The 19,954-nt window shown below is 68.7% G+C and carries 14 protein-coding genes; 7 read left to right on the top strand and 7 right to left on the bottom strand.

Features of this window, described 5'->3' with window-relative positions; genetic code table 11:
• The first annotated feature begins 6 nt into the window (after positions 1-6).
• Both ABD768_RS02815 and ABD768_RS02810 read left to right on the top strand, forming a co-directional pair.
• Positions 7-5,700, top strand: coding sequence for an RHS repeat-associated core domain-containing protein (locus tag ABD768_RS02815; RefSeq protein ID WP_344836961.1), 5,694 nt, complete (start codon positions 7-9; stop codon positions 5,698-5,700).
• Positions 5,697-6,230, top strand: coding sequence for a hypothetical protein (locus ABD768_RS02810; protein WP_344836958.1), 534 nt, complete (start codon positions 5,697-5,699; stop codon positions 6,228-6,230). The genes ABD768_RS02815 and ABD768_RS02810 overlap by 4 nt, the downstream gene beginning before the upstream one ends.
• On the opposite strand, the gene ABD768_RS02805 is transcribed toward ABD768_RS02810, so the two are convergent.
• Positions 6,221-8,197 carry an FtsX-like permease family protein gene (locus ABD768_RS02805; protein ID WP_344836956.1) on the bottom strand — a complete coding sequence of 659 codons (1,977 nt, stop codon included), beginning with the start codon at positions 8,195-8,197 and terminating at the stop codon, positions 6,221-6,223. The two genes, ABD768_RS02810 and ABD768_RS02805, sit on opposite strands and share 10 nt — an antisense overlap.
• Positions 8,197-8,964 (bottom strand): ABC transporter ATP-binding protein, encoded by a 768-nt coding sequence (locus ABD768_RS02800; protein ID WP_344836954.1) that lies wholly within the window; start codon positions 8,962-8,964, stop codon positions 8,197-8,199. Before ABD768_RS02800 ends, ABD768_RS02805 begins: the two co-directional genes overlap by 1 nt.
• Positions 8,965-9,073: 109 nt before the next feature.
• Between ABD768_RS02800 and ABD768_RS02795 the strand changes: the two genes are divergently transcribed.
• The 4 genes from ABD768_RS02795 to ABD768_RS02780 all read left to right on the top strand — a co-directional run bounded on the left by ABD768_RS02795 (position 9,074) and on the right by ABD768_RS02780 (position 11,924).
• Entirely contained in the window at positions 9,074-10,354 is a 1,281-nt protein-coding gene (locus ABD768_RS02795; RefSeq protein WP_344836951.1) for a sensor histidine kinase, read from the top strand.
• Positions 10,336-10,989, top strand: a complete 654-nt coding sequence (locus tag ABD768_RS02790; protein ID WP_343979116.1) for a response regulator — start codon at positions 10,336-10,338, stop codon at positions 10,987-10,989. The genes ABD768_RS02795 and ABD768_RS02790 overlap by 19 nt, the downstream gene beginning before the upstream one ends.
• A 69-nt stretch (positions 10,990-11,058) precedes the next feature.
• Positions 11,059-11,472 carry a CoA-binding protein gene (locus ABD768_RS02785; protein ID WP_343979120.1) on the top strand — a complete coding sequence of 138 codons (414 nt, stop codon included), beginning with the start codon at positions 11,059-11,061 and terminating at the stop codon, positions 11,470-11,472.
• Positions 11,473-11,501: 29 nt separating this feature from the next.
• Positions 11,502-11,924, top strand: coding sequence for a TIGR03667 family PPOX class F420-dependent oxidoreductase (locus ABD768_RS02780; protein WP_344836948.1), 423 nt, complete (start codon positions 11,502-11,504; stop codon positions 11,922-11,924).
• 46 nt (positions 11,925-11,970) lie between these two features.
• On the opposite strand, the gene ABD768_RS02775 is transcribed toward ABD768_RS02780, so the two are convergent.
• From ABD768_RS02775 to ABD768_RS02760, 4 genes are all read right to left on the bottom strand, one after another.
• Positions 11,971-12,219: a DUF2630 family protein gene (locus ABD768_RS02775; protein WP_343979126.1), complete on the bottom strand. Its 249-nt coding sequence runs from the start codon at positions 12,217-12,219 to the stop codon at positions 11,971-11,973.
• Positions 12,216-12,983, bottom strand: a complete 768-nt coding sequence (locus tag ABD768_RS02770) for an ABC transporter permease (protein ID WP_344836945.1) — start codon at positions 12,981-12,983, stop codon at positions 12,216-12,218. The genes ABD768_RS02775 and ABD768_RS02770 overlap by 4 nt, the downstream gene beginning before the upstream one ends.
• A 38-nt stretch (positions 12,984-13,021) precedes the next feature.
• Positions 13,022-14,731, bottom strand: a complete 1,710-nt coding sequence (locus ABD768_RS02765) for an AMP-binding protein (protein WP_344836942.1) — start codon at positions 14,729-14,731, stop codon at positions 13,022-13,024.
• A gap of 125 nt (positions 14,732-14,856) precedes the next feature.
• Positions 14,857-16,002, bottom strand: coding sequence for an ArsB/NhaD family transporter (locus ABD768_RS02760; RefSeq protein WP_344836939.1), 1,146 nt, complete (start codon positions 16,000-16,002; stop codon positions 14,857-14,859).
• 45 nt (positions 16,003-16,047) lie between these two features.
• Here ABD768_RS02760 and ABD768_RS02755 point away from each other — a divergent pair, with 45 nt between their 5' ends.
• Complete coding sequence (locus ABD768_RS02755; protein WP_343979136.1) at positions 16,048-18,768, top strand: bifunctional acetate--CoA ligase family protein/GNAT family N-acetyltransferase; 2,721 nt, start codon at positions 16,048-16,050, stop codon at positions 18,766-18,768.
• Here the strand turns inward: ABD768_RS02755 and ABD768_RS02750 are convergent.
• Complete coding sequence (locus tag ABD768_RS02750; RefSeq protein WP_344836937.1) at positions 18,761-19,900, bottom strand: barstar family protein; 1,140 nt, start codon at positions 19,898-19,900, stop codon at positions 18,761-18,763. The two genes, ABD768_RS02755 and ABD768_RS02750, sit on opposite strands and share 8 nt — an antisense overlap.
• Between the last annotated feature and the right edge of the window lie 54 nt (positions 19,901-19,954).

Raw genomic sequence — 19,954 nt, 5'->3', positions numbered from 1 at the left:
ACTCCCATGCGTAGATCTCTAGTTCGTCCTGCCCGCAAACCCGCGGCTGTACTGGCCGCGCTGGTGCTGACGGCGACCCTGACCACCACGGTCGCCACCCCGACGGTAGCGGCCGCCACCAGCGGTCCGTCCGTTCCTTTGCCCGGCACCACCTCGGTGCCGTCGACCAAGCAGACGATGTCGGCACGGCCAGAGGACCAGGCCAGCAGCCAAGCCCTGCAGGGTGACCAGGCGACGTCCGCTGCCCCGAAGGAAGGGTCAGGAACCTCCTCGGCCACCTCCTTGTCGCAGTCGGCAACCTGGTCTGTCTCAGCCCAGTCCGGCGACTTCAGGTGGTCCTACCCGCTACGGGTACCGCCTGCGCCGGGTGGGCTCCAGCCGAGCCTGGCGTTGTCGTACTCCAGCTCGGCGGTTGATGGCCGGACCAGCGCCACCAACAACCAGGCGTCCTGGGCCGGCGACGGCTGGTCGCTCGAGCCCGGGTTCATCGAGCGCTCGTACTCGGGCTGCGCCGACGACAAGGAAGGCAGTACCAAGGGTCAGAACACTCCCGACCTCTGCTGGCGCTCCGACAACGCGTCGGCCGTCTACGGCGGCAGCGGCGGCCAGCTGATCCTCGGGGCGAACGGCTGGCGGAGCAAGCAGGACGACGGCTCCCGGATCGAGCGGCTCAATGGCGCGGACAACGGGGACGCCGACAAGGAGTACTGGCGGATCACCGACGTCGGCGGCACGCAGTACTACTTCGGCTCGCGGAAGGAGTCTAAGTCGACCTGGACCGTACCGGTGTACGGCGACGACACCGGCGAGCCCTGCCACGGCGCCACCTTCGAGGCGTCGTCCTGCACACAGGCCTGGCGCTGGCAGCTCGACAAGGTCGTGGACCGGCTCGGCAACGTGATGATCTACAACTACGTGCCGGAGATGGGTACCTACGGGCAGAACCTCAAGGACACCGCCGTCTCCTACACCCGCGGCGGCTACCTGTCTTCGATCGAGTACGGCCTGAACGAGGCGGTCGATGCCCCGGCGACCGGCCGGGTCGACTTCGCAGTGGCGGACCGCTGCGTGCCAGGCAGCACCTGCACGCTGGACAAGAAGGACAACTTCCCGGACGTCCCGCTGGACGAGCAGTGCGCGGCGAACTGCAAGGACCACTATGTCCCGACCTTCTGGACCACCAAGCGGCTCGCCTCGGTCACCACGAGCGTGCGACGTACCGACGGCTTCGCCGAGGTGGACCGCTGGACTCTCGACCACCAGTTCCCAAACCCCGGTGACGGCGAGAAGGCCGCTCTCTGGCTGAAGTCGATCACCCACACCGGCCTGGCCGGCCCAACTGCGATCACCCTGGACCCGGTCACCTTCGAGGGCTCCAAGTTCGCCAACCGGGTGTACCAGGGCGGCGACAACCTGTCCCCGCTGATCCGCTACCGGCTCACCGGCATCGTGTCCGAGGCCGGCGGGGTCACCACGGTCAACTACGCGGCCCCCGACTGCCTGTCGGCGCCCACTAACGCCGAGACCAACACCAAGCGGTGCTTCCCGGTCCGCTGGACCAAGAAGAACTTCGCCGAGCGCACCGACTACTTCAACAAGTACGTCGTCGCCTCGGTGGTGCAGTCCGACCGGATCAGCGCCAACCCACAGCAGCAGACCAGCTACGAGTACCTCGACGGCGCCGCCTGGCACTACGACGACTCCGAGTTCACCCCGGCCGACAAGAAGACCTGGAACGACTACCGCGGCTACGGCCGGGTCCGGATCCGCAGCGGCGTACCCAACGACCCATCCGGCCCGGTGACGATGTCGGAGCAGCGGTTCTACCGGGGCATGCACGACGACCACCTGCCCACCGGCAAACGGACAGTCAACGTCACCGACTCCGAGGGCGTCAATCACTCCGACCATGACTGGCTGAACAGCGCCCCGCTCGAAACCATCACCTACCTGGGCGACAGCGACACCGTAGTCAGCAAGTCGATCACAGAGCCCGTCTGGCAAGGCCCCACCGCCACCCGAGGCGACTACAAGGCCTACATCGTCAACCAAGGCACCACCACGAACTACACCGCACTCGACAACAACCGCGGCTGGCTGAAGGCCAAGGTGTCGACGAAATACGACGACCGCGGTCTGGCGACCGAATCCGACGACCAGGGCGACCTCAGCCGCAGCGACGACGACAAGTGCACCCGGACGACGTACGCCCGGAACACCGACAAGTGGATCCTCGACCTGGCGTCGCGCGTCGAGACCGTCGCTGTCGGCTGCGGCACGGCAGCGACGTACCCGGCCGATGCCTTGTCCGACGTACTGCAGACGTACGACGGGACCGGCAGCCTCACCAAGTCGGAGCGGATGGACAAGTATCCGGCGTCCGGCCCTGTCTACGTCACCGACGAGACTCGCACCTACGACGTGTACGGCCGTCAGCTCACCAGCACCGACGCTCTCGGGGCCACTTCGACGACGACCTACACGCCGGCGACCGGTGGAGCACTGACCCAACTGGTGGCCAGGAACGCCGCCGGCCACACGACGACCCAGACCCTCGACCCCGCCTGGGACAAGCCGCTCACCAACGTCGACCCGAACGAGCGGAAGTCGGAGACCGCGTACGACGCACTGGGCCGCGCCGTCGAGGCGTGGCAACCCAACCGGCTGCGCAGCACCAATCCGACCGGCAGCGAGCGGATCAGCTACACGATCCGCAGCACCGGTCCGTCGGTGATCAGCAGCAGCAAGATCGGCCCGAACGGCATCTACACCACATCGAACCAGCTGTACGACGGCCTGCTCCGGGTACGCCAGGTCCAGTCACCGGCCCCTGGCGGCGGGCGTCTACTCACCGACTCCCGTTACGACTCGCAGGGCCGGACGTACAAGTCCACTCAGCCGTACTTCAACGACGCGCCCGTCGACGACCAGCTGTGGACGGCGAGCAGCGAGGCGGACGTCCCCGGCCTGACAGTGACGCAGTACGACGGCGCCGGGCGTCCGGTCGAGCAGATCTACCAGGGTGGAACGACCGAGAAGTGGCGAACGAGCACCCGCTACGGCGGTGACCGGGTCGACATCACGCCCCCGGCCGGTGGTACTCCGACCACCCGGATCACCGACATGGACGGCCAGACGACCGAGCTGCGGCAGTACAAGGCAGCGACGCCGACCGGTGCGTACGACTCGACCAAATACACCTACACGCGGGCCGGCCGGCTCGCCTCCGTGCAGAACCCCGCTGGCAGTACCTGGAACGTCGAGTACGACCTGGCCGGCCGGCAGACGAAGGTCGACGACCCGGACAAGGGCGTGTCGACCAAGACGTACGACGTCGATGGGCGGCTGCTCACCGAAAGCGACGCCCGGGGCGTCACCGTGACCAACAGCTACGACGTTCTGGGCCGGAAGTTGTCGACCAGCAGCGGCGGCACCGTGCTGGCGAAGTGGACCTACGACACCGCGTCGTTCGGCAAGGGCCTGCCCGCGTCGGAGACCCGGTACGACGGCGGAAAGGCGTACACGAGCGCGGTCACGTCGTACAACGCGCTGAACCAGCCGCTGCAGACCAAGTTCACCATTCCGGAGGAAGAGGCCGAGCTGGCCGGGACCTACACGACGACGACCAAGTACAACGTCGACGGCAGTCAGATGAGCACCACCTACCCGGCCGCCGGGGACCTGCCTGCCGAGACGCTCAACCACACCTACGACGACGCGGGCCGTCCAGTCCAGACCTTCGGCGGTCTCGACGGTGCGACTGTCGAGTACGCGCTCAACACCGAGTACACCCGCTACGGCGAGGTGCAGCGGGTGCATCTGGGGGAGGGCACCCAGCGGGCGTGGCTGTCCTACTACTACGACGATCACACCCGCCAACTGAACCGCAAGATCGTCGACGCCGAGGTCACCCGGCCGATGCAGTCCGACATCCGCTACTCCCGCGACCCGAGCGGCAACCTCACCTCGATCTCCGACACCCCGCAAGACCAGACCGGCGATGTGCAGTGCTTCCGGTACGACTACTTGCAGCGCTTGACGGAGGCATGGACTCCCGGCTCGGATTGCTCGGCCGAACCGACTACTGCTGGGCTCAGCGGCCCCGCGCCGTACTGGCAGTCCTTCGGCTACGACAAGTCGGGCAACCGGGTCACCGAGACCCAACACGCGACCGGCGGCGACGTCACGCGGAACTACACCTACCCGGCCGCCGTCGCCGACCGTCCACATTCGCTGACCTCGGTGACCAGTGGGACCCGCACCGACAGCTACGGGTACGACGCTGCCGGGAACACCACGTCCCGCAAGGTCGGTGCCCGCGACGACACGCTGGCCTGGAACCCCGAAGGCCGGCTCGCCGAGGTCACCGACAAGGCCGGCCGCAAGACGTCCTTCGTCTATGACAACAGCGGCAACCGCCTCATCCGCCGCGAGGCCTCCACGGTGAAGCTGACCTTGCCCGGCCAGGAACTGAAGCTCGATCGGGCCACCGGCACTGTCAAGGCGACGCGCTACTACATGCATGGCGGTGCGACCGTCGCCGCTCGGACGGGCAGCACCCTGACCTGGTTGTCCGACGACCATCAGGGCACTGCTCAGGTCAGCATCGACGCCGCCACCCAGGCGGTGACCAAGCGCAGGCAAACCCCCTTCGGCGCCTCTCGGGGCACCCCGGTCGGCTGGCACGACGAGAAGGGCTTCGTCGGCGGTACGAACGACCCGTCCACCGCACTGACTCACATCGGCGCCCGGGAGTACGAGCCGGAGACCGGCCGCTTCGTCTCGGTCGACCCGATCATGGATGTCGCGGACCCCCAGCAGATGCAGGGCTACGCGTACGCCAACAACAGCCCGATCACCAACTCGGATCCGTCTGGTCAGAAGTTCTGCGGCTCGGAGGAGTGCACCGAGGTGGCCTCGGGTGGCCACTGCTCGTGCAACCCGCCGCCGCGGCCGCTGTCGGTCGACGTCCAGCCGGACATCCCGCAGAAACCCAAGGCGCAGAAGCCGAAGGTGCAGAACCAGCGACTCGACCGCATCCTCACCCACATCTACCCGGAGGCGACGGACAAGAACTGGATCGGCAGCGGCAAACAGGCCGATGCCTTGCGCAACGAACTGCTGACCGGCCGGGCCACCAAGGGCGTCTACCACGCCGACGCCGTGGCCCGTGACCTGTCGGCCCTGGTCACCCTGCTGCAGGACGACGACGTCGACACCAGCAAGGGCCAGCCGCTGCTGACCCAGATCGAGCGTGCGCGCGCCATCTCCGAGGCCAGAGAGTTGCTCGGCGGCCTGAACCAGGAGGATCGCACCGGTATGGTCACCCGGGCGATCAACGAGGATGCGAACAAGAACAAAGGGTTCAGGGACGCGATGAGCAGCGCCAAGGAGAAGCCCGCCTTCCGGCACGTCAGCGACGCGAGCTTCAACCTCGGCGGGCCGAAGGAGAACGGCGTGGTCCGCCAGTGGTACCCCGAGAAGGGCGCCACGACCAGAGGGTTCATCAAGGGGATGGGTGCGCTCGGCGTGGTGCCGACGGTGATCGACCTGGCGAAGATCAACCTGGGCTCGGACGGGAACCAGAAGGAGAAGTTCGTCGGCAACCTGTGCGCGATCGGCGACCCGGTCGGGATCATGTGTGGCCCGGAAGGAATGGGCGCGGTGTTACTTCGGAGCAAGGAGGACATGTCGGGATGACAGCTGACGACGAGATCGAGGTCGACACCGCCGCCGGACCGATGACGGTCAGCCGGCGCAGCCCGACGGCGCAAGCCCTGGCGGCCGGCCGGCTGGCGGCGGTCCAGCACGAGCAGGTCGGCCGCGGGCTGATGGACTGGAGTCTCGGCAGCGAGCTCGCCGACCTGCTGTGGATGACGGTCCCTGTGGCGCGCTCTGCGCTGGCGGCTCTGGCCGGCCGGGAGCTGGCCGACGCCGCAGAGTACGGGCGGTTCCTGAACGGTCCGTTGTACGGCGACGTGGCCAGCCTCGTCCACGCCGACGTACTGCTCCCAGCGCTGGCCGAGGGCCGGCGCGAGGTTGTGGTCGCGACCCTCGCGGTGCTGCACCGGGTGATCGCCGGGTCGGACGGCGACTTCCGCTGGGAGACGATCGACGGCTACGTGATCCGGATGCTCGAGAAGGAGGGGCACGGTGAGGTGCTGCAGGAGATCGACCCGGCCCTGATGGAGCTCGTCCGGGAGACCAGGCGGAGGTTGGGTCAGGACTGAAGGGCGGCTGACGGTTGGGAGCGGCGCAGGATTACTGCTGTGGGGAGTAGCGCCGCTCCGACCGCCAGTGCGAGGCAGACCGTGCCGATGGAGAGCAGGGTGGTCCACGGCACGGTCACCGGTACGTCGGTGAGGCCCACTGACATTGCATGCCGGATCAGTAGGCCCACCGTCACCGTGATCACCGTGCCGAGGGTCAGGGCGACGGCGCCGACGAGGGCGGACTCCCAGAGGACCATGCGGCGGATCTGGGCGGGGGTGGCGCCGAGGAGGCGGGAGGTGACGAACTCGTGGCGGCGTTGGAGGCTGCCCATCAGGAGGGTGTTGGCGATCGCGATGGCGCTGTACAACGCGGCTGGGCCCAGTAGGAGGATCAGGCCGAGTTGGTTGCCCTTGCGCAGGCCCTCGCTCTCGGTCCGCTCCCAGTCGGCAGCCGGTACTACGGCCGCGCCGGTGCCGGTGAGCCTCTCGCCGAGAGTTGTGATCAGCGCGGCGGCCCCGACCCCGTCAGCCGGCTGAACGAACCAGCGGGCCGGCGTGGCCTGCGCAGCGTGCTCCCGGGCCAGGTCCGTCGACACGAACATCAGCGGGTTCACCTCTGGGGCGGCCTTGAGGATCGCGACCACCTCGAGCTGGTCGGTACTCCGGTCGAGGAAGGTGACGCCGATCTTGTCGCCGACCCGGTACTTGTGGCCGTCCGACTCATTGCTCACGGCAACCGATTTGCCGGTCAGCTTCGTCAGGTCCCCGGTGATCGGGATGATAGCCCGGGTCTTGGTGGCGACGGCCGGGTCGATCGCTTCGGCCTCCTCGAGTTCGGCGCTGTCGGTGTCGGTGCGGATGAGCTGGACCGGGATCGCGCCGTCGGCCAGCGCGACTCCCGGCGTACGGCGGATCTGTTCTCCGACTGCCGGGGTGCCCGGCGGCGCGGTGATGACGATCGGGGCTCGAACGGTCTCCCGGATCGTCGCGGTGGAGGCGTCGGCGGCGAAGCTGAGGGTGAGCACCATCGAGCCGGCGATCGCCGAGATGGCCAGGATCGGGGAAGCGAGTGACGCGCTCCGGCGGGGTGCTGCGACCACGTTGCTGCGGGCAAGTCGTCCGGACACCTGGGTCCAGGCGATCAACGGCGTCGCCAGCAGCCGGGCGATCAGCGGAACGACGAGGGGTGCGAGCAGGGTCAGCGCGACGACCAGCAGCATCGGCGTGAACATGGCCAGCGGGACGACCGCGTCGCCGGTGCCGGGGCGGATCAGGGCTAGCAGGACGATGGCTCCGGCCAGGACCAGTACGCCGAAGACCACCCGGACGGGTCCGATGCGGGGTGGCTCCAGGGCCGCCTCACGCAGGGCATCCACGGCACCGACCCGGCCGGCGCGCCTGGCCGCCGACCGGGCGCCGAGCATCGCGACGATCAGCCCGGCCGCGACGGCGATCGCCAACGGCACCCACGGGCTGGCCGGCTCGAGCTTCACCGGCGCCAACTCCGTGTAGGACGCCTTGGCCAGCACCAGGGGAGTAACCAGCTGAGCCAGTATCGCGCCCGTGATCGACGCGGCGAGCGCGACGACCAATGCCTCGCCGAGGACCATCCGCTTGACCTGCCTCGGAGTCGCGCCGATCAGCCGGATCAGGCCGACCTCCCGGCGCCGCGACGCGACGGCGAAGGCGAAGGTGCTCGCGATGACGAAGACGGTGATGAAGCCACAGATCACTCCGACCATGCTCAGGACGACCTGCAGCCCGGACGCGTCCGCACCCGAAGTGAGCACCTTCGCGGTGGTCGGCGGGTCTGCGTTGGGCAGGTTGACGGTGATGGTCTCCATGCCCGGGCCGTGGTAGGCGATGGTGGCGGCGGTTGCGGTAGCGGCCAGCCCGAGGAGGAAGACGCCGACGGCCAGGGCGACGAAGGATCCGGCGTACAGGGACAGATGGCGGCGGACCGTCTGCCGGCTGAGGAAGAACATCAGCGCTCCAGCTCGCTCATGGCCGCGGCGATCTGCGCGGGCGTGCCGCGGTCGATCGAGCCGGCGACCAGGCCGTCGGAGAGGAACAGGACGCGTTCGGCGTACGCCGCGGCGACCGGGTCGTGGGTGACCATGACCACGGTCTGGCCGGCCCGATCGGTTGCCTCACGCAACAACCCGAGGATCTGCCGGCTGGTGCTGCTGTCCAGCGCGCCGGTCGGCTCGTCGGCGAAGAAGACGGCGGGCTGGGTGATCAGGGCCCGGGCGATCGCCACGCGTTGCTGCTGGCCGCCGGAGAGTTCGGCCGGGCGGCGCCGGGCCTTGCCTTCCAGACCGACCTGGTCGAGTACACGGTGTACTTCGTCGCGGCGCGGCTTGCGTCCGGTCAGCCGCAGCGGCAGCGCGATGTTGTCGTAGACGGTGAGCGACGGCAGCAGGTTGTAGGCCTGGAAGACGAAGCCCATCTGCTCCCGGCGCAGCTTGGTGAGCGCTACCTCGTTGAGCCCGCGCAGACTGTTCCCACCCAGCATCACGTCGCCGGAGGTCGGCTGGTCGAGCCCGGCCGCGCACTGCAGCAGGGTCGACTTGCCGGAGCCGGACGGCCCCATGACGGCGGTGAACGAGCCGCGGACGAAGTGGTACGTGACGCCCCGCAGCGCCTCGACCGAGCCGGCCTTGGAGCGGTACGTCTTGGTGATCCCGTCCAGGAGCAGGGCGGGCGGTTCACTCGGTACGACGGAGGGGCGCATCGGCGCGGTGCTGGTCATGGTTCCAGCAAACGTGGTCGGCAGCCACTGCACCCTGGCCTGCGCGGGACACCTGGAGTAGCGCGCACGCTACCGACCTGGGGCCTGTTGCGGACCTAGTGTTGAGCAAGTGGAGCAACCGAAGACGGCCTGGGCCGCCCTGGCATCGAGCCGGTTCCTCGTCTCGTCCTGGCCGTGGCGCAGCTATGCCTACCTGCTCAGTTCGGTTCCCTTCGGCGCCGTGACGATCGTCCTGCTGATGGCTGCGGCTGGTCTGAGCCTGCTGCTCAGCCCACTGATCATCGGCATCATGATGCTGATGGCGTTCCCGCTGGCCGGGACCCTGATCGGCGTCGTCGAGCGATGGCGGGTCCGGTTGATGATCCCGGGTGGGGTGCGGTCGCCGCATGCTGTGATTCCCCCGGGATTCACGGTCCGGGCCCGGCTGACCTTCCGCCGCCGGGAACAGGCGTCGGTGCGGGCGCTCGGGTACGGGCTCTTGCTGGGCGTCTTCGTCTGGCCGTTGAGCGCGATGTTCGCCGGGATCAGCGCGACCGCTCTCGTCCTGTCCTTGGGCGCGCCCTGGATCGCCGCGCACGAAGAGATGGGGATGGGGCCGTGGACGCTGGACACCGCTGGCGAGGGCTGGCTGTTCCTGGTCTTGTTCGCTCCGCCCTTCTACGTTGTCAGCTCGTACATCCTCGGTGCGCTCGCCGGGGCTGAGGCGGAGTTGGCGAAGGCATTGCTCGGGCCGCGTGAGGACGAGTTGCGACGCAACGTGGCCGAGCTGCGCCGGTCCCGGCTCGATCTGGTCGACGCGTTCGAGACCGAGCGGGCGCGGATCGAGAGGCATCTGCACGACGGCGTACAGCAGCGCCTGGTCGGGCTGACGATGACGTTGGGACTCGCTGAACTTGACCTGCCCCAGGGGGAGGGCCGCAGGCTGGTGATCAAGGCGCATGCCGAGGCCGAGGCCGCGTTGGCGGATCTGCGCGAGGCCGTGCGCGGGATCCATCCACGGGTCCTGGTCGACCACGGATTGGAGGCTGCGGTACGAGAGGTTGCCGACCGTAGCCCGCTGCCGGTGAGCGTGCGGATGGCGTTGCCGGGCCGGCTCCCGACGCCGATCGAGGCGGCCGCGTACTTCGTGGTGAGCGAGGCCCTCGGAAACGTGGCCAAGCACGCCCAGGCCACCCGGTGTGAGGTCGAGGGCTGGATCGCCGGCGATCGGCTGGTCGTCGCGATCACCGACGACGGGATCGGTGGCGCGAGCTTCGAGGACAAGCAGGGGACCGGATTGACCGGGCTGGTGACGCGGCTGGATGCGTTGGGAGGCACACTCGACCTGTCCAGCCCACCCGGTGGGCCGACTCGACTGAGGATGGAGTGCCCGTGCCGGCTCGACGACTGAGCATCGTCCTGGCTGAAGACTCACTGCTGTTGCGCGAAGGGCTGGCCAGCATCCTGGACCGGGCCGGCCATGAGGTCCGCGACACCGTCGGCGACGCGGACACGTTGCTGGCCGTCGTCCGCAAGGAGCCGCCGGACGTGGTCATCACGGACGTACGGATGCCACCCGGCCACAGCGACGAAGGGCTGCGGGCGGCTGCGGCGATCCGGGCCGAGTTGCCGCAGATCGGCATCCTGGTGCTCTCGCAGTACGTCGCCGACGCGTACCTGTCCTCGTTGCTGGAGACAACGACCGGCGGCATCGGCTACCTCCTCAAGGACCGAGTCGGCCACGTCACCGAGTTCCTCGCCTCCCTCGACCGGGTCGCCGAAGGCGGAACCGTCGTAGACCCCGAGGTAGTCCGCCAGCTCCTCGCTCGCCGCCGCGACGACGGTCCGCTCTCAGCGTTGACCCCGCGCGAACTCGAAGTACTGGCCCTGATGGCCGAGGGCCGAGTCAACTCCTCGATCGCCTCAGAACTGGTCGTCAGCGAAGCAGCAGTCCGCAAACACGTCGGCAACATCTTCGCCAAACTCCGGCTGGACGACGGGCGGGACCGGCGGGTGTCCGCAGTGCTGACCTATCTGCGGAGCTGACCCTGCCGGTGCTGATCTGCCGGTGCTGACCGGTGCGGGCCGGCTTGTCCGGCGGGGGAGGATTGTGCCGTGACGTGGGCTGATGAGAGTGACATCCGGAAGGTGCTGGCTGACTGCGAGACGTGGGCGGTGGTGGGACTGTCGAACAACACGCAGCGGGCGGCGTACGGGGTGGCCCGGTTCCTGCAGAGCAGGGGCAAGCGGATCGTGCCGGTGCATCCGGCGGCGGAGACCGTGCACGGCGAGCAGGGTTATGCGTCGCTGGCCGACATCCCGTTCCCGGTGGACTGCGTGGATGTCTTCGTACGGTCCGAGCTCGCCGGCTCCGTGGCAGACCAGGCGGTGGGAATCAACGCGCGCGCGGTCTGGTTCCAGCTGGATGTGGTGGATCCGGACGCCTACACCCGGACGACGGCCGCGGGTCTGACGATGGTGATGAACCGCTGCCCGGCGATCGAGTGGAGCCGGCTGGGTCCGTCCTGACCCGTTCCGGCGAGACCTGAGGGGCCCATATGTTCACCATCGACAACTCCACCGAGTTCGGCGCGCGGATCGAGCGCCAACTGAACGACGAGCTGGTCATCTGGCTGACCACCGTCGGCAAGTCCGGTACGCCGCAGCCCAACCCGGTCTGGTTCAGCTGGAACGGTTCGGAGATCCTCGTGTTCAGTCAGCCCGGCAAGGCGAAGGTGCACAACATCGCCGATCAGTCCCGGGTGGCGCTCAACTTCAACGCGACCCACACCGGCGGCGACGTCGGCGTGATCACCGGCGAGGCCGTGCTCGACGGCAAGCCCGCCACGGACGAGGAGTTCGCCGCGTACAACGCGAAGTACGCGGACGGCATGGCCGGCCTCGACCTGACCGCGGACGCATTCCACAGGGACTACTCGGTGCTGATCCGGATCCGCCCGGACAGCCTCCGCGGTTTCTGACTTCGTCACCGGGGTGGGCCTTGCTGAGGCCCACCCCGGTGACGTCCTAGTTGAGGTAACCCTCGACGATCTCGCCCGAGCGGGCCTGGGCATCCTCGGGGTTCTCGCCGAACTCACGCTTGGCACGGCGCTGGCGCAGCAGGTCCCAGCACTGGTCCAGCTCGACCTCGAGCTTGCGCAGGCGGTCCTTCTCGTCAGCGTCGTTGATCTCACCGGCCGCGTGCTTGCTCCGGAGTTCGTGCTCCTCGGCAACAAGCTCATCGATCCGGCTGAAAAGGCTCTTGTCGTCGGTCATGAGGAAACCGTACGCCCGTCCGGAAGGGATGAGCGGGCAAGGAGCTCGGTTGTGATCAGGATGGCGATCGAGCCCGCCGCTAGCAGACCGATCAGTACTACGAGTTGCAACGCCGCAGCAGCTGTCGGTGAAGCGCCGCCCAGGACCATGCCGACGAACGCGCCGGGGAGCGTGACGAGGCCCACTGTGCGGGTCTGGTCGAGAGACGGGAGCAGCGCGTCCCCGGCGACCGGGCCGGCGACGAGTTTGAACGCGTCCGCTTGCATCAGGCCGATCGACAGTCCGGCCTCGAACTCGCCGTACCGGCTGCCGTACTCCGAGAGCAGGCGCCGGCCGGCCAGCGTGGTCGCGTTCATCGCGCCGCCGACGATGATGCCGCCCATGGGCAGGATGCTGCCGGGATTGCGCGGCACCACGCCGGGGAGGACGAGCAGTAGAAGGACCAGGGTTGCGCCACCGGCGATCGAGGCTGCGCAGTACAGGTACTGACGCGGGACCACGGCGACGTGGCGCAGGCGGCGGGCGCTCGTGATCGTGGCGACGACCATCATCAGCAGGACGAAGCCGAGCGTGCCCCAGATCGACTGCAGCGCGAAACCGACGACGGCACCGACCGCGGCCAGCTGGACCAGCGCGCGCAGGGCGGCTGTGACGATGCCCTTCTCGTGGCGCAGGGAGGCCAGCCGTGATGCCACCACCGCGATCGCGACCAGCAGCGGCAGCACCACGACGGCCGCGATGCCGAGGCCCGTGTCGGTAGACATTGGGCCATTGCAGCACGGCGTACCGACAAACCCCGGGATCAGCCCGTCTTGAAGTCCGCTTCGTCGTAGGCGTGCTCGGTGGGCCGGCCGTTCTCGACCTTGGCGGCTTCGTCCGCGCGCAGCTCGACCCGGCGGATCTTGCCCGAGATCGTCTTCGGCAGCTCCGCGAACTCGATCCGCCGGATCCGCTTGTACGGCGCCAGGTGCTCGCGGCAGAACTCGAGGATCTCCTTGGCCAGCTCGCGCGACGGCTCACGCCCGGCCGCCAGTACGACGTACGCCTTGGGCACCGACAGCCGGACCGGGTCTGGTGACGGTACGACGGCTGCTTCCGCCACGGCCGGGTGCTCGATCAGCACCGACTCCAGCTCGAACGGCGAGATCCGGTAGTCGCTCGCCTTGAACACGTCGTCGGAGCGGCCGACATAGGTGATGTAGCCGTCGTCGTCCCGGCTCGCGACGTCGCCGGTGTGGTAGAAACCGCCGCGCATCGCCTCCGCCGTCATCTCCTCGGCGTCGCGGTAGCCACGCATCAACGGGACCGGTGCGGGCGCGAGCTCGATGCAGATCTCGCCGTCGTCGCCGACCTCGTCGGTGGTCGGGTCGACCAAGGCGATCCGGTACCCCGGGAGCGGCCGGCCCATCGAGCCGAGCTTGACCGGCTGGCCGGGCGGGTTGCCGATCTGCGCGGTCGTCTCGGTCTGGCCGTAGCCGTCGCGGATGGTGATGTCCCAGGCGTGGCGGACCTGATCGATCACCTCCGGGTTGAGCGGCTCGCCGGCCGAGATGCACTCGCGGATCTTGATGTCCACCACCGACAGATCGGCCTGGATCAGCATCCGCCAGACGGTCGGCGGCGCGCAGAAGGTCGTCACGCCGTACGTCTGCAGGACCTGCAGCATCTTCTCGGCGTCGAAGCGCGTGTAGTTGTAGAGGAAGACGGTCGCGCCGGCGTTCCAGGGCGCGAAGACATTGCTCCAGGAGTGCTTGGCCCAGCCGGGGGACGAGACGTTGAGGTGCACGTCGCCGGGCTGCAGGCCGATCCAGTACATCGTGGAGAGGTGACCGACCGGGTAGCTGACCTGGGTGTGCTCGACGAGCTTGGGCTGACTCGTCGTACCGGAGGTGAAGTACAGCAGGAGCGAGTCGTCGGCCTTCGTGTCCGGTGCCGGAACAGGGCCGTCGTAGGTCTTCGAATCCTCGTAGTCGAGCCAGTTGTCCACAGCACCGCCGACGCTGACCCGGATGCAGTGATCGGCGATACGTTCGTACCTGGGTGCGTCTTGCGCGGTCGTGACGACGGCCCGTACCGCGCCGCGCGTGATCCGGTCGGCCAGATCGGCGTCGGTGAGCAGCGTCGTCGCGGGGATCATCACGGCGCCGGCCCGGATGCAGCCGAGCATCACCTCCCAGAGCGGGACCATGTTGCCGAGCACGATCAGCACCCGATCGCCTGGCTGCAGCCCGGCCTCGGTGAGCCAGCCGGCCACCTGGCGGGAGCGCTCGGCCATCTCCGCGTAGGTCAGCGAGTTGACCTCGCCGTCCTCCTCGACGATGGTCAGCGCGGCCACCTCGGCCTGCTCGACGGCGAGCGCGTCGAACCAGTCGCGGGCCCAGTTGAAGTGATCGAACGCGGGCCAGCTGAACTCGCGGTACGCGGTGTCGTAGTCCTCGCGATGGGCGACCAGGAAGTCGCGCGCCTCACGGAACGTGCGGGTGTTGTCCGAGGTGCTCTGTTCCTCGCTCATGGTCCGCACTATTGCCGAGCGCACCGAGATCGGCAACGCGACATCCGGTTTGCGCAACGCCACCCGGGGTGACTAAAGTCGAACGCATGTTCGATCCAGCGTCCTTCCCGTGGCTTTGCTGGCAGTCAGGCGAGGCTGACTGCGAGCACGGCACCGGTGAGGACGAGCGGGGTCAGGATCAGCCCGCGCCACAGGAACGACCACCAGGAGATGTGGACTCCGGCGGCACGGCAGCGATCCCGCCACAGGAGGGTGGCGAGCGAGCCCCAGAGGGTGAGCAGGCAGCCGCAGTTGACCCCGATCAGCAGCAGCATCATCCGGGTGCCGTCCGCCGAGGCCACCGGCTCCATCGCCAGGTACGCCGGAAGGTTGTCGACGGCGTTCGCGCCGAGCGCTGCCGTGCCGGTCAGTCGCAGGTGTGCGGCCAGGTTTCCACCGCTGCCGGCGATGTCACTGAGCAGGCCTTCGAGGCCGTGGGCCGTGAGCGCGCCGACGACGAGGAACAGTCCGACCACCGTGATGACGAGGCGCCACGGCACCAGGGCCCAGGTGAGCTGTGTTCGGCGGCGGACGGCGAAGAGCACGACGAGGATGAGCGCGCCGGCGCCGGCCGGCCAGGCGACGTCGATGCCGGTGACGAAGGCGGGGCCGAGCGCCAGGCAGACCGCCGCGGAGCCCCAGAAGAGGACCTTGTCGTCCAGGGCGGGCGTCGGCCGCACGTCGTACGACCGGCGCAGATCCTTGTGGAAGAGCCCGGCCAGGACGGCGACCGTGACCAGGATCGCAGCGATCGCCGGTCGCCAGCTGAGGCCGACGTAGTCGCGCAGCCCCAGACCGAGCCGGTCGAACTGGTGCAGCGCGAGCAGGTTGGTGAGATTCGACACCGGCAGCAGCATCGAAGCGGTGCCGGCCAGCCAGACGGTCGTGAACGCGAACAGCTTCGGCGGGATCTCGAGCTGGCGCGCCATCGCGAGCACCACGGGGGTGAGCAGCACGGCGCAGGTGTCCAGCGACAGAACGATGGTCAGCGCGGTCGCGAGCACGACCACGAGCAGCCAGAGCCGCCACATCCGGCCGCGAGCGAGGTGGGCCGCCTCACGTGCCGCCACGTCGAAGACCTTGGCCGCGTCGGCGAGCCCGGCGATCACCGTGACAGCTATCAGGAAGACGAGCACCGGCGCGATCCGCTCGATCACGTCGAGCGCGTCCGACGGGACCAGCAGACCGGTGGCCAGCGCGACGATGCCACCGAGCGCACTCAGCCACCACATGGAATTGCCATCCTCCGAAGTCCGGTGAGTGAGTACGCTGGCCGCGTGACAGTGCCGGACCAGCCTCAGCGACCGGCCCAGTATGTCCTGGAGTACCCAGAGGGCTATCCAGCGGTGTACGAAGCGGACGTTGTGCTGCGCGACGGGGCGACAGCGCACTTGCGGCCGATCACGCCTGGTGACGCGGACCTGCTGGTGGCGTTCTACGGCCGTGTCTCGGAGCAGTCGAAGTACTACCGGTTCTTCGCTCCGTACCCGCAGCTGTCCGACCGCGACGTGGCGCGCTTCACCCAGGTCGACTACGTGGACAGGCTCGCGCTGATCGTGACGGTCGGCGACGACATGATCGGCGTCGGCCGGTACGAGCGCACCGGCCGGCGGACCGCCGAGGTCGCGTTCCTGATCGAGGACGCGCACCAGGGCCGTGGCCTCGGGCAACTGTTGCTCGAGCACCTCGCCCAGGCGGCCCGCGAGCACGGCATCGCCCGGTTCATCGCCGAGGTGCTGCCGGACAACCGCAAGATGATCACCGTCTTCACGGAGGCCGGCTACAAGGTCGCCCGGGAGTTCGAGGACGGCGTGATCATGGTCGAGTTCGACATCGCGCCGACCGACACCTCGTTCGGGGTGATGCAGGCGCGCGAGCAGCGGTCCGAGGCGCTCTCGATCGCCCGGCTGCTGACCCCGGCCGGGGTCGCGGTGATCGGCGCGTCGCGTCGTGAGGGCACGATCGGCAACGCATTGCTGCGGAATCTTCGGGACGGGGGTTTCCCGGGACGGCTGTACGCGGTCAACACCGACACGCAGGCCAGTGAGATCGACGGCGTACCGGCGTACCCGACGATCCGGGACGTGGACGGGCCGGTCGACCTGGCCGTCGTCGCGGTGCGGGCCGAGATGGTGGCCGACGTGATCCTGGACTGCGCGGCCAAGGGCGTGCGCGGGCTGGTGGTGGTCTCGAGCGGGTTTGCCGAGATCGGTGACGAGGGGCGCAAGCGACAGCGGTACCTGGTCGGCCTCGCCCGGTCGTACGGGATGCGCGTGATCGGCCCGAACGCGCTCGGTGTGATCAACACGGCGCCCGGCGTCAGCCTGAACGCGACGCTCTCGCCGTTGATGCCGAGCCGGGGCCGGGTCGCCTTCTTCTGCCAGTCCGGCGCGCTCGGCGTGTCGATCCTGGCGGACATGGTCGGGCGCGGGCTCGGACTGTCGAGTTTCGTCTCGGCCGGCAACCGTGCCGATGTCTCCGGCAACGACCTGATGCAGTTCTGGTACTCCGACGAGGCGACAGAGGTCGTCCTGCTCTACCTGGAGTCGCTCGGCAACCCGCGCAAGTTCAGCCGGGTGGCGCGACGGCTGGCCGGCCGCAAGCCGGTGGTCGCGCTCAAGTCCGGCCGGGCCACTCAGGGCGTGCCGCTCGGGCACACGGTCCGTCGCAGCACGTTGCCCCCGGCAACGGTCGATTCGCTGTTCCGGCAGAGCGGGCTGATCGGCGTCGACACGCCGGGGGAGCTGTTCGACGTCGCTCAGCTGCTCGCGCACCAGCCGCTGCCGAAGGGTCGCCGGGTGGCGATCGTCAGCAACTCGGACGCGCTGACGCTGCTCGCGCTCGATTCGGTCGCGGCGTGCGGGCTCGCCGTGGCGGGGGAGCCGCGCACGCTCAACGCCGAGGCGACGGCCGCCGATTTCGGCGCAGCGCTGAGCGAGGTGTTCGCGGACGACCGGGTCCACTCGGTCGTGGTGATCTTCACCCCGCCGGTCCAGTCGAACGGTGCCGAGGTCGCGCGCGTCCTCGCCGCGGCGGCTGCTGGGTCCGACAAGCCTGTCGTGTCCACCTTCCTCGCGTCGCGCAGCGTTCCCGAGCAGCTTCGCGTGCCCGATGAGCACGGTGGCGCTGCTCGCGGCTCGATTCCGTCGTTCTCCTCACCGCAGTACGCGGTGGGCGCACTGGCGAAGGCGACGACGTACGCCGAGTGGCGACGACGCGCCGACAGCCGGATCCCCGATCTGCCCGGTATCGACACGGCCGGCGCGGAAGACTTCGTCGCCGAGTTCCTGCAACGGCACCCCCATGGCGCCGACCTGGACGATGCGGACCGCCAGCGCCTCCTGAGCTTCTACGACATCAGCGTGCTGCCCGCCTTCCCCGTCCTGTCCGCCGACGAAGCGGTCGACCGCGCCGCCGACCTCGGCTTCGAGGTCATCCTCAAAGCGACCGCCGAGCAATGGCGGATGCGCCCCGACCTCGCCGACATCTGGCGCCACATCCACGACGAAGACGACATGCGCGAGGCCTGGGCCGAGATGACCCGCACCTTCGGCGTGGCCTCCGACCCCGCCCGAGCCCAATTCGTCGTTCAGAAGATGGCCCCACCCGGCGTCCCCGTAGTCATCTCTGCCCTAGAGGATGTCTCCTACGGCCCGGTGGTCACCTTCGGCCTCTCCGGAGTAGCCACCGACCTACTCGGCGACCGCTCGTACCGCATGCCACCCCTCACCACCACCGACGCCGCCGAAATGGTCCGCGAGGTCCGCGCGGCCCCCCTCCTCTACGGCTACCGAGGCTCCGACCCGGTCGACATCCCAGCCATCGAAAACCTCCTCCACCGAGTCTCCCGCCTGACCCTGGAACTCGAAGAGGTAGTCCGCTGCGACCTCCGCTCAGTCCTGGTAGCAGCCCAAGGCGCCACCGTCCTCGACACCACCATCCGCATAGCCCCCAACGAAAAACCCCGCCAAGACACCCCCGCCCGCCGCCTCACCTGAGCACGACGGTGACGCCGTACCGTTCGAGAAGCCGCACGACCTCCTCGAAGTAGGTCAGGCGCTCGCCCCGGCCACCTGCGAACGCCTGCCGTGCCACATCGGAGTCATGCCAGTTGAGCGTGAACGGCGGCACCACGCCGAATCCACCGCAGAGGCAGTCGCTGAAGGCGTTCCGCTCGCGGCCGAAGTAGCTGCCAGGTCCGAGCAGAGCTTCCGCCATCGCGCAGTGGAGCCCGGGGTGATCCGTGACGAAGCGGCCATCGAGGTGGTACTCGCCTCCGGAGAGATCGGGACCTGGCGGCGGTGTCCGCCAGGCATGGGTGCTGAGTTCGATCCACGCGGATCTGCCTTGCGAGTCGTACGGTGCCCAGAGGTTGGGCTCCGCCGGTGGGCTCTCGTACCACCGGTCCCAGATCGGGCGAACCGCCGGCAGCGGCCGCTCATCACCGCCGTCGGTGAGCGTGATGTCGACGAACGCCGCTCCGATCACGGACGGCCGCACCTCGGCGATGTCCAGCCCCAGGGCGACGGCTGCCATCACGGCACCGTCTCGGTCCAGCACCAGGAGACGACCCCAGCCCGACGTGTCTGCTCGGCCAAGCAGCAACTCAGTCGGTTCGCAGCCGATGAGTTCCAGCGGCACAGCCGCCGGATCTGGACGTGACCTGAACAGACCATCGATAGCGGAGCAGCGGCTGCCACCAACCGTCTGGCCCGGGGCGAACAGTTCGAAACCTGGGGCCTTCGGCGGTCGGCAGGAGTCGGCGTCGGGAACGACGCCCGCTCCGATCACAAGGTCGTACAAGCCCGAGTCGCCTGAATCCGGCAGCTGAGCCAGCACAGCAACGTCCTTGAGCGTCCACCACTGCACTGGCTGGTCACCATCCCAGACATCGACACCGACGTCGCCGAGTCCTTGGTATGAAGCCTCCGCGGCGGCGAGCGCCTCCTTGAACGCGCCGTCAGGTTTGCATCCCCGCACGGTAAGTACCTCGCGTGGCGGCGACGGCGGCGCGACGAACAGGCCCTCGGCGGCCGTACAACTCGCCCAAAGCTGCTCCTCGTCGTCAGCGTCGACGGCGACCAGGAGAAACCTCAACGGCAACGCGTGCTGCCATGTGTGGCGCTTCACCCAACCCCCGGCGTATTCGAGCAATGGTCCGGTCACGATACGTCCCGCACCCGG

Source organism: Kribbella ginsengisoli (genome assembly GCF_039537185.1).
Lineage (GTDB): Bacteria > Actinomycetota > Actinomycetes > Propionibacteriales > Kribbellaceae > Kribbella > Kribbella koreensis.
The sequence above is the reverse complement of the archived record's forward strand: the minus strand, read 5'-3'. Positions and strand labels throughout refer to the sequence as shown.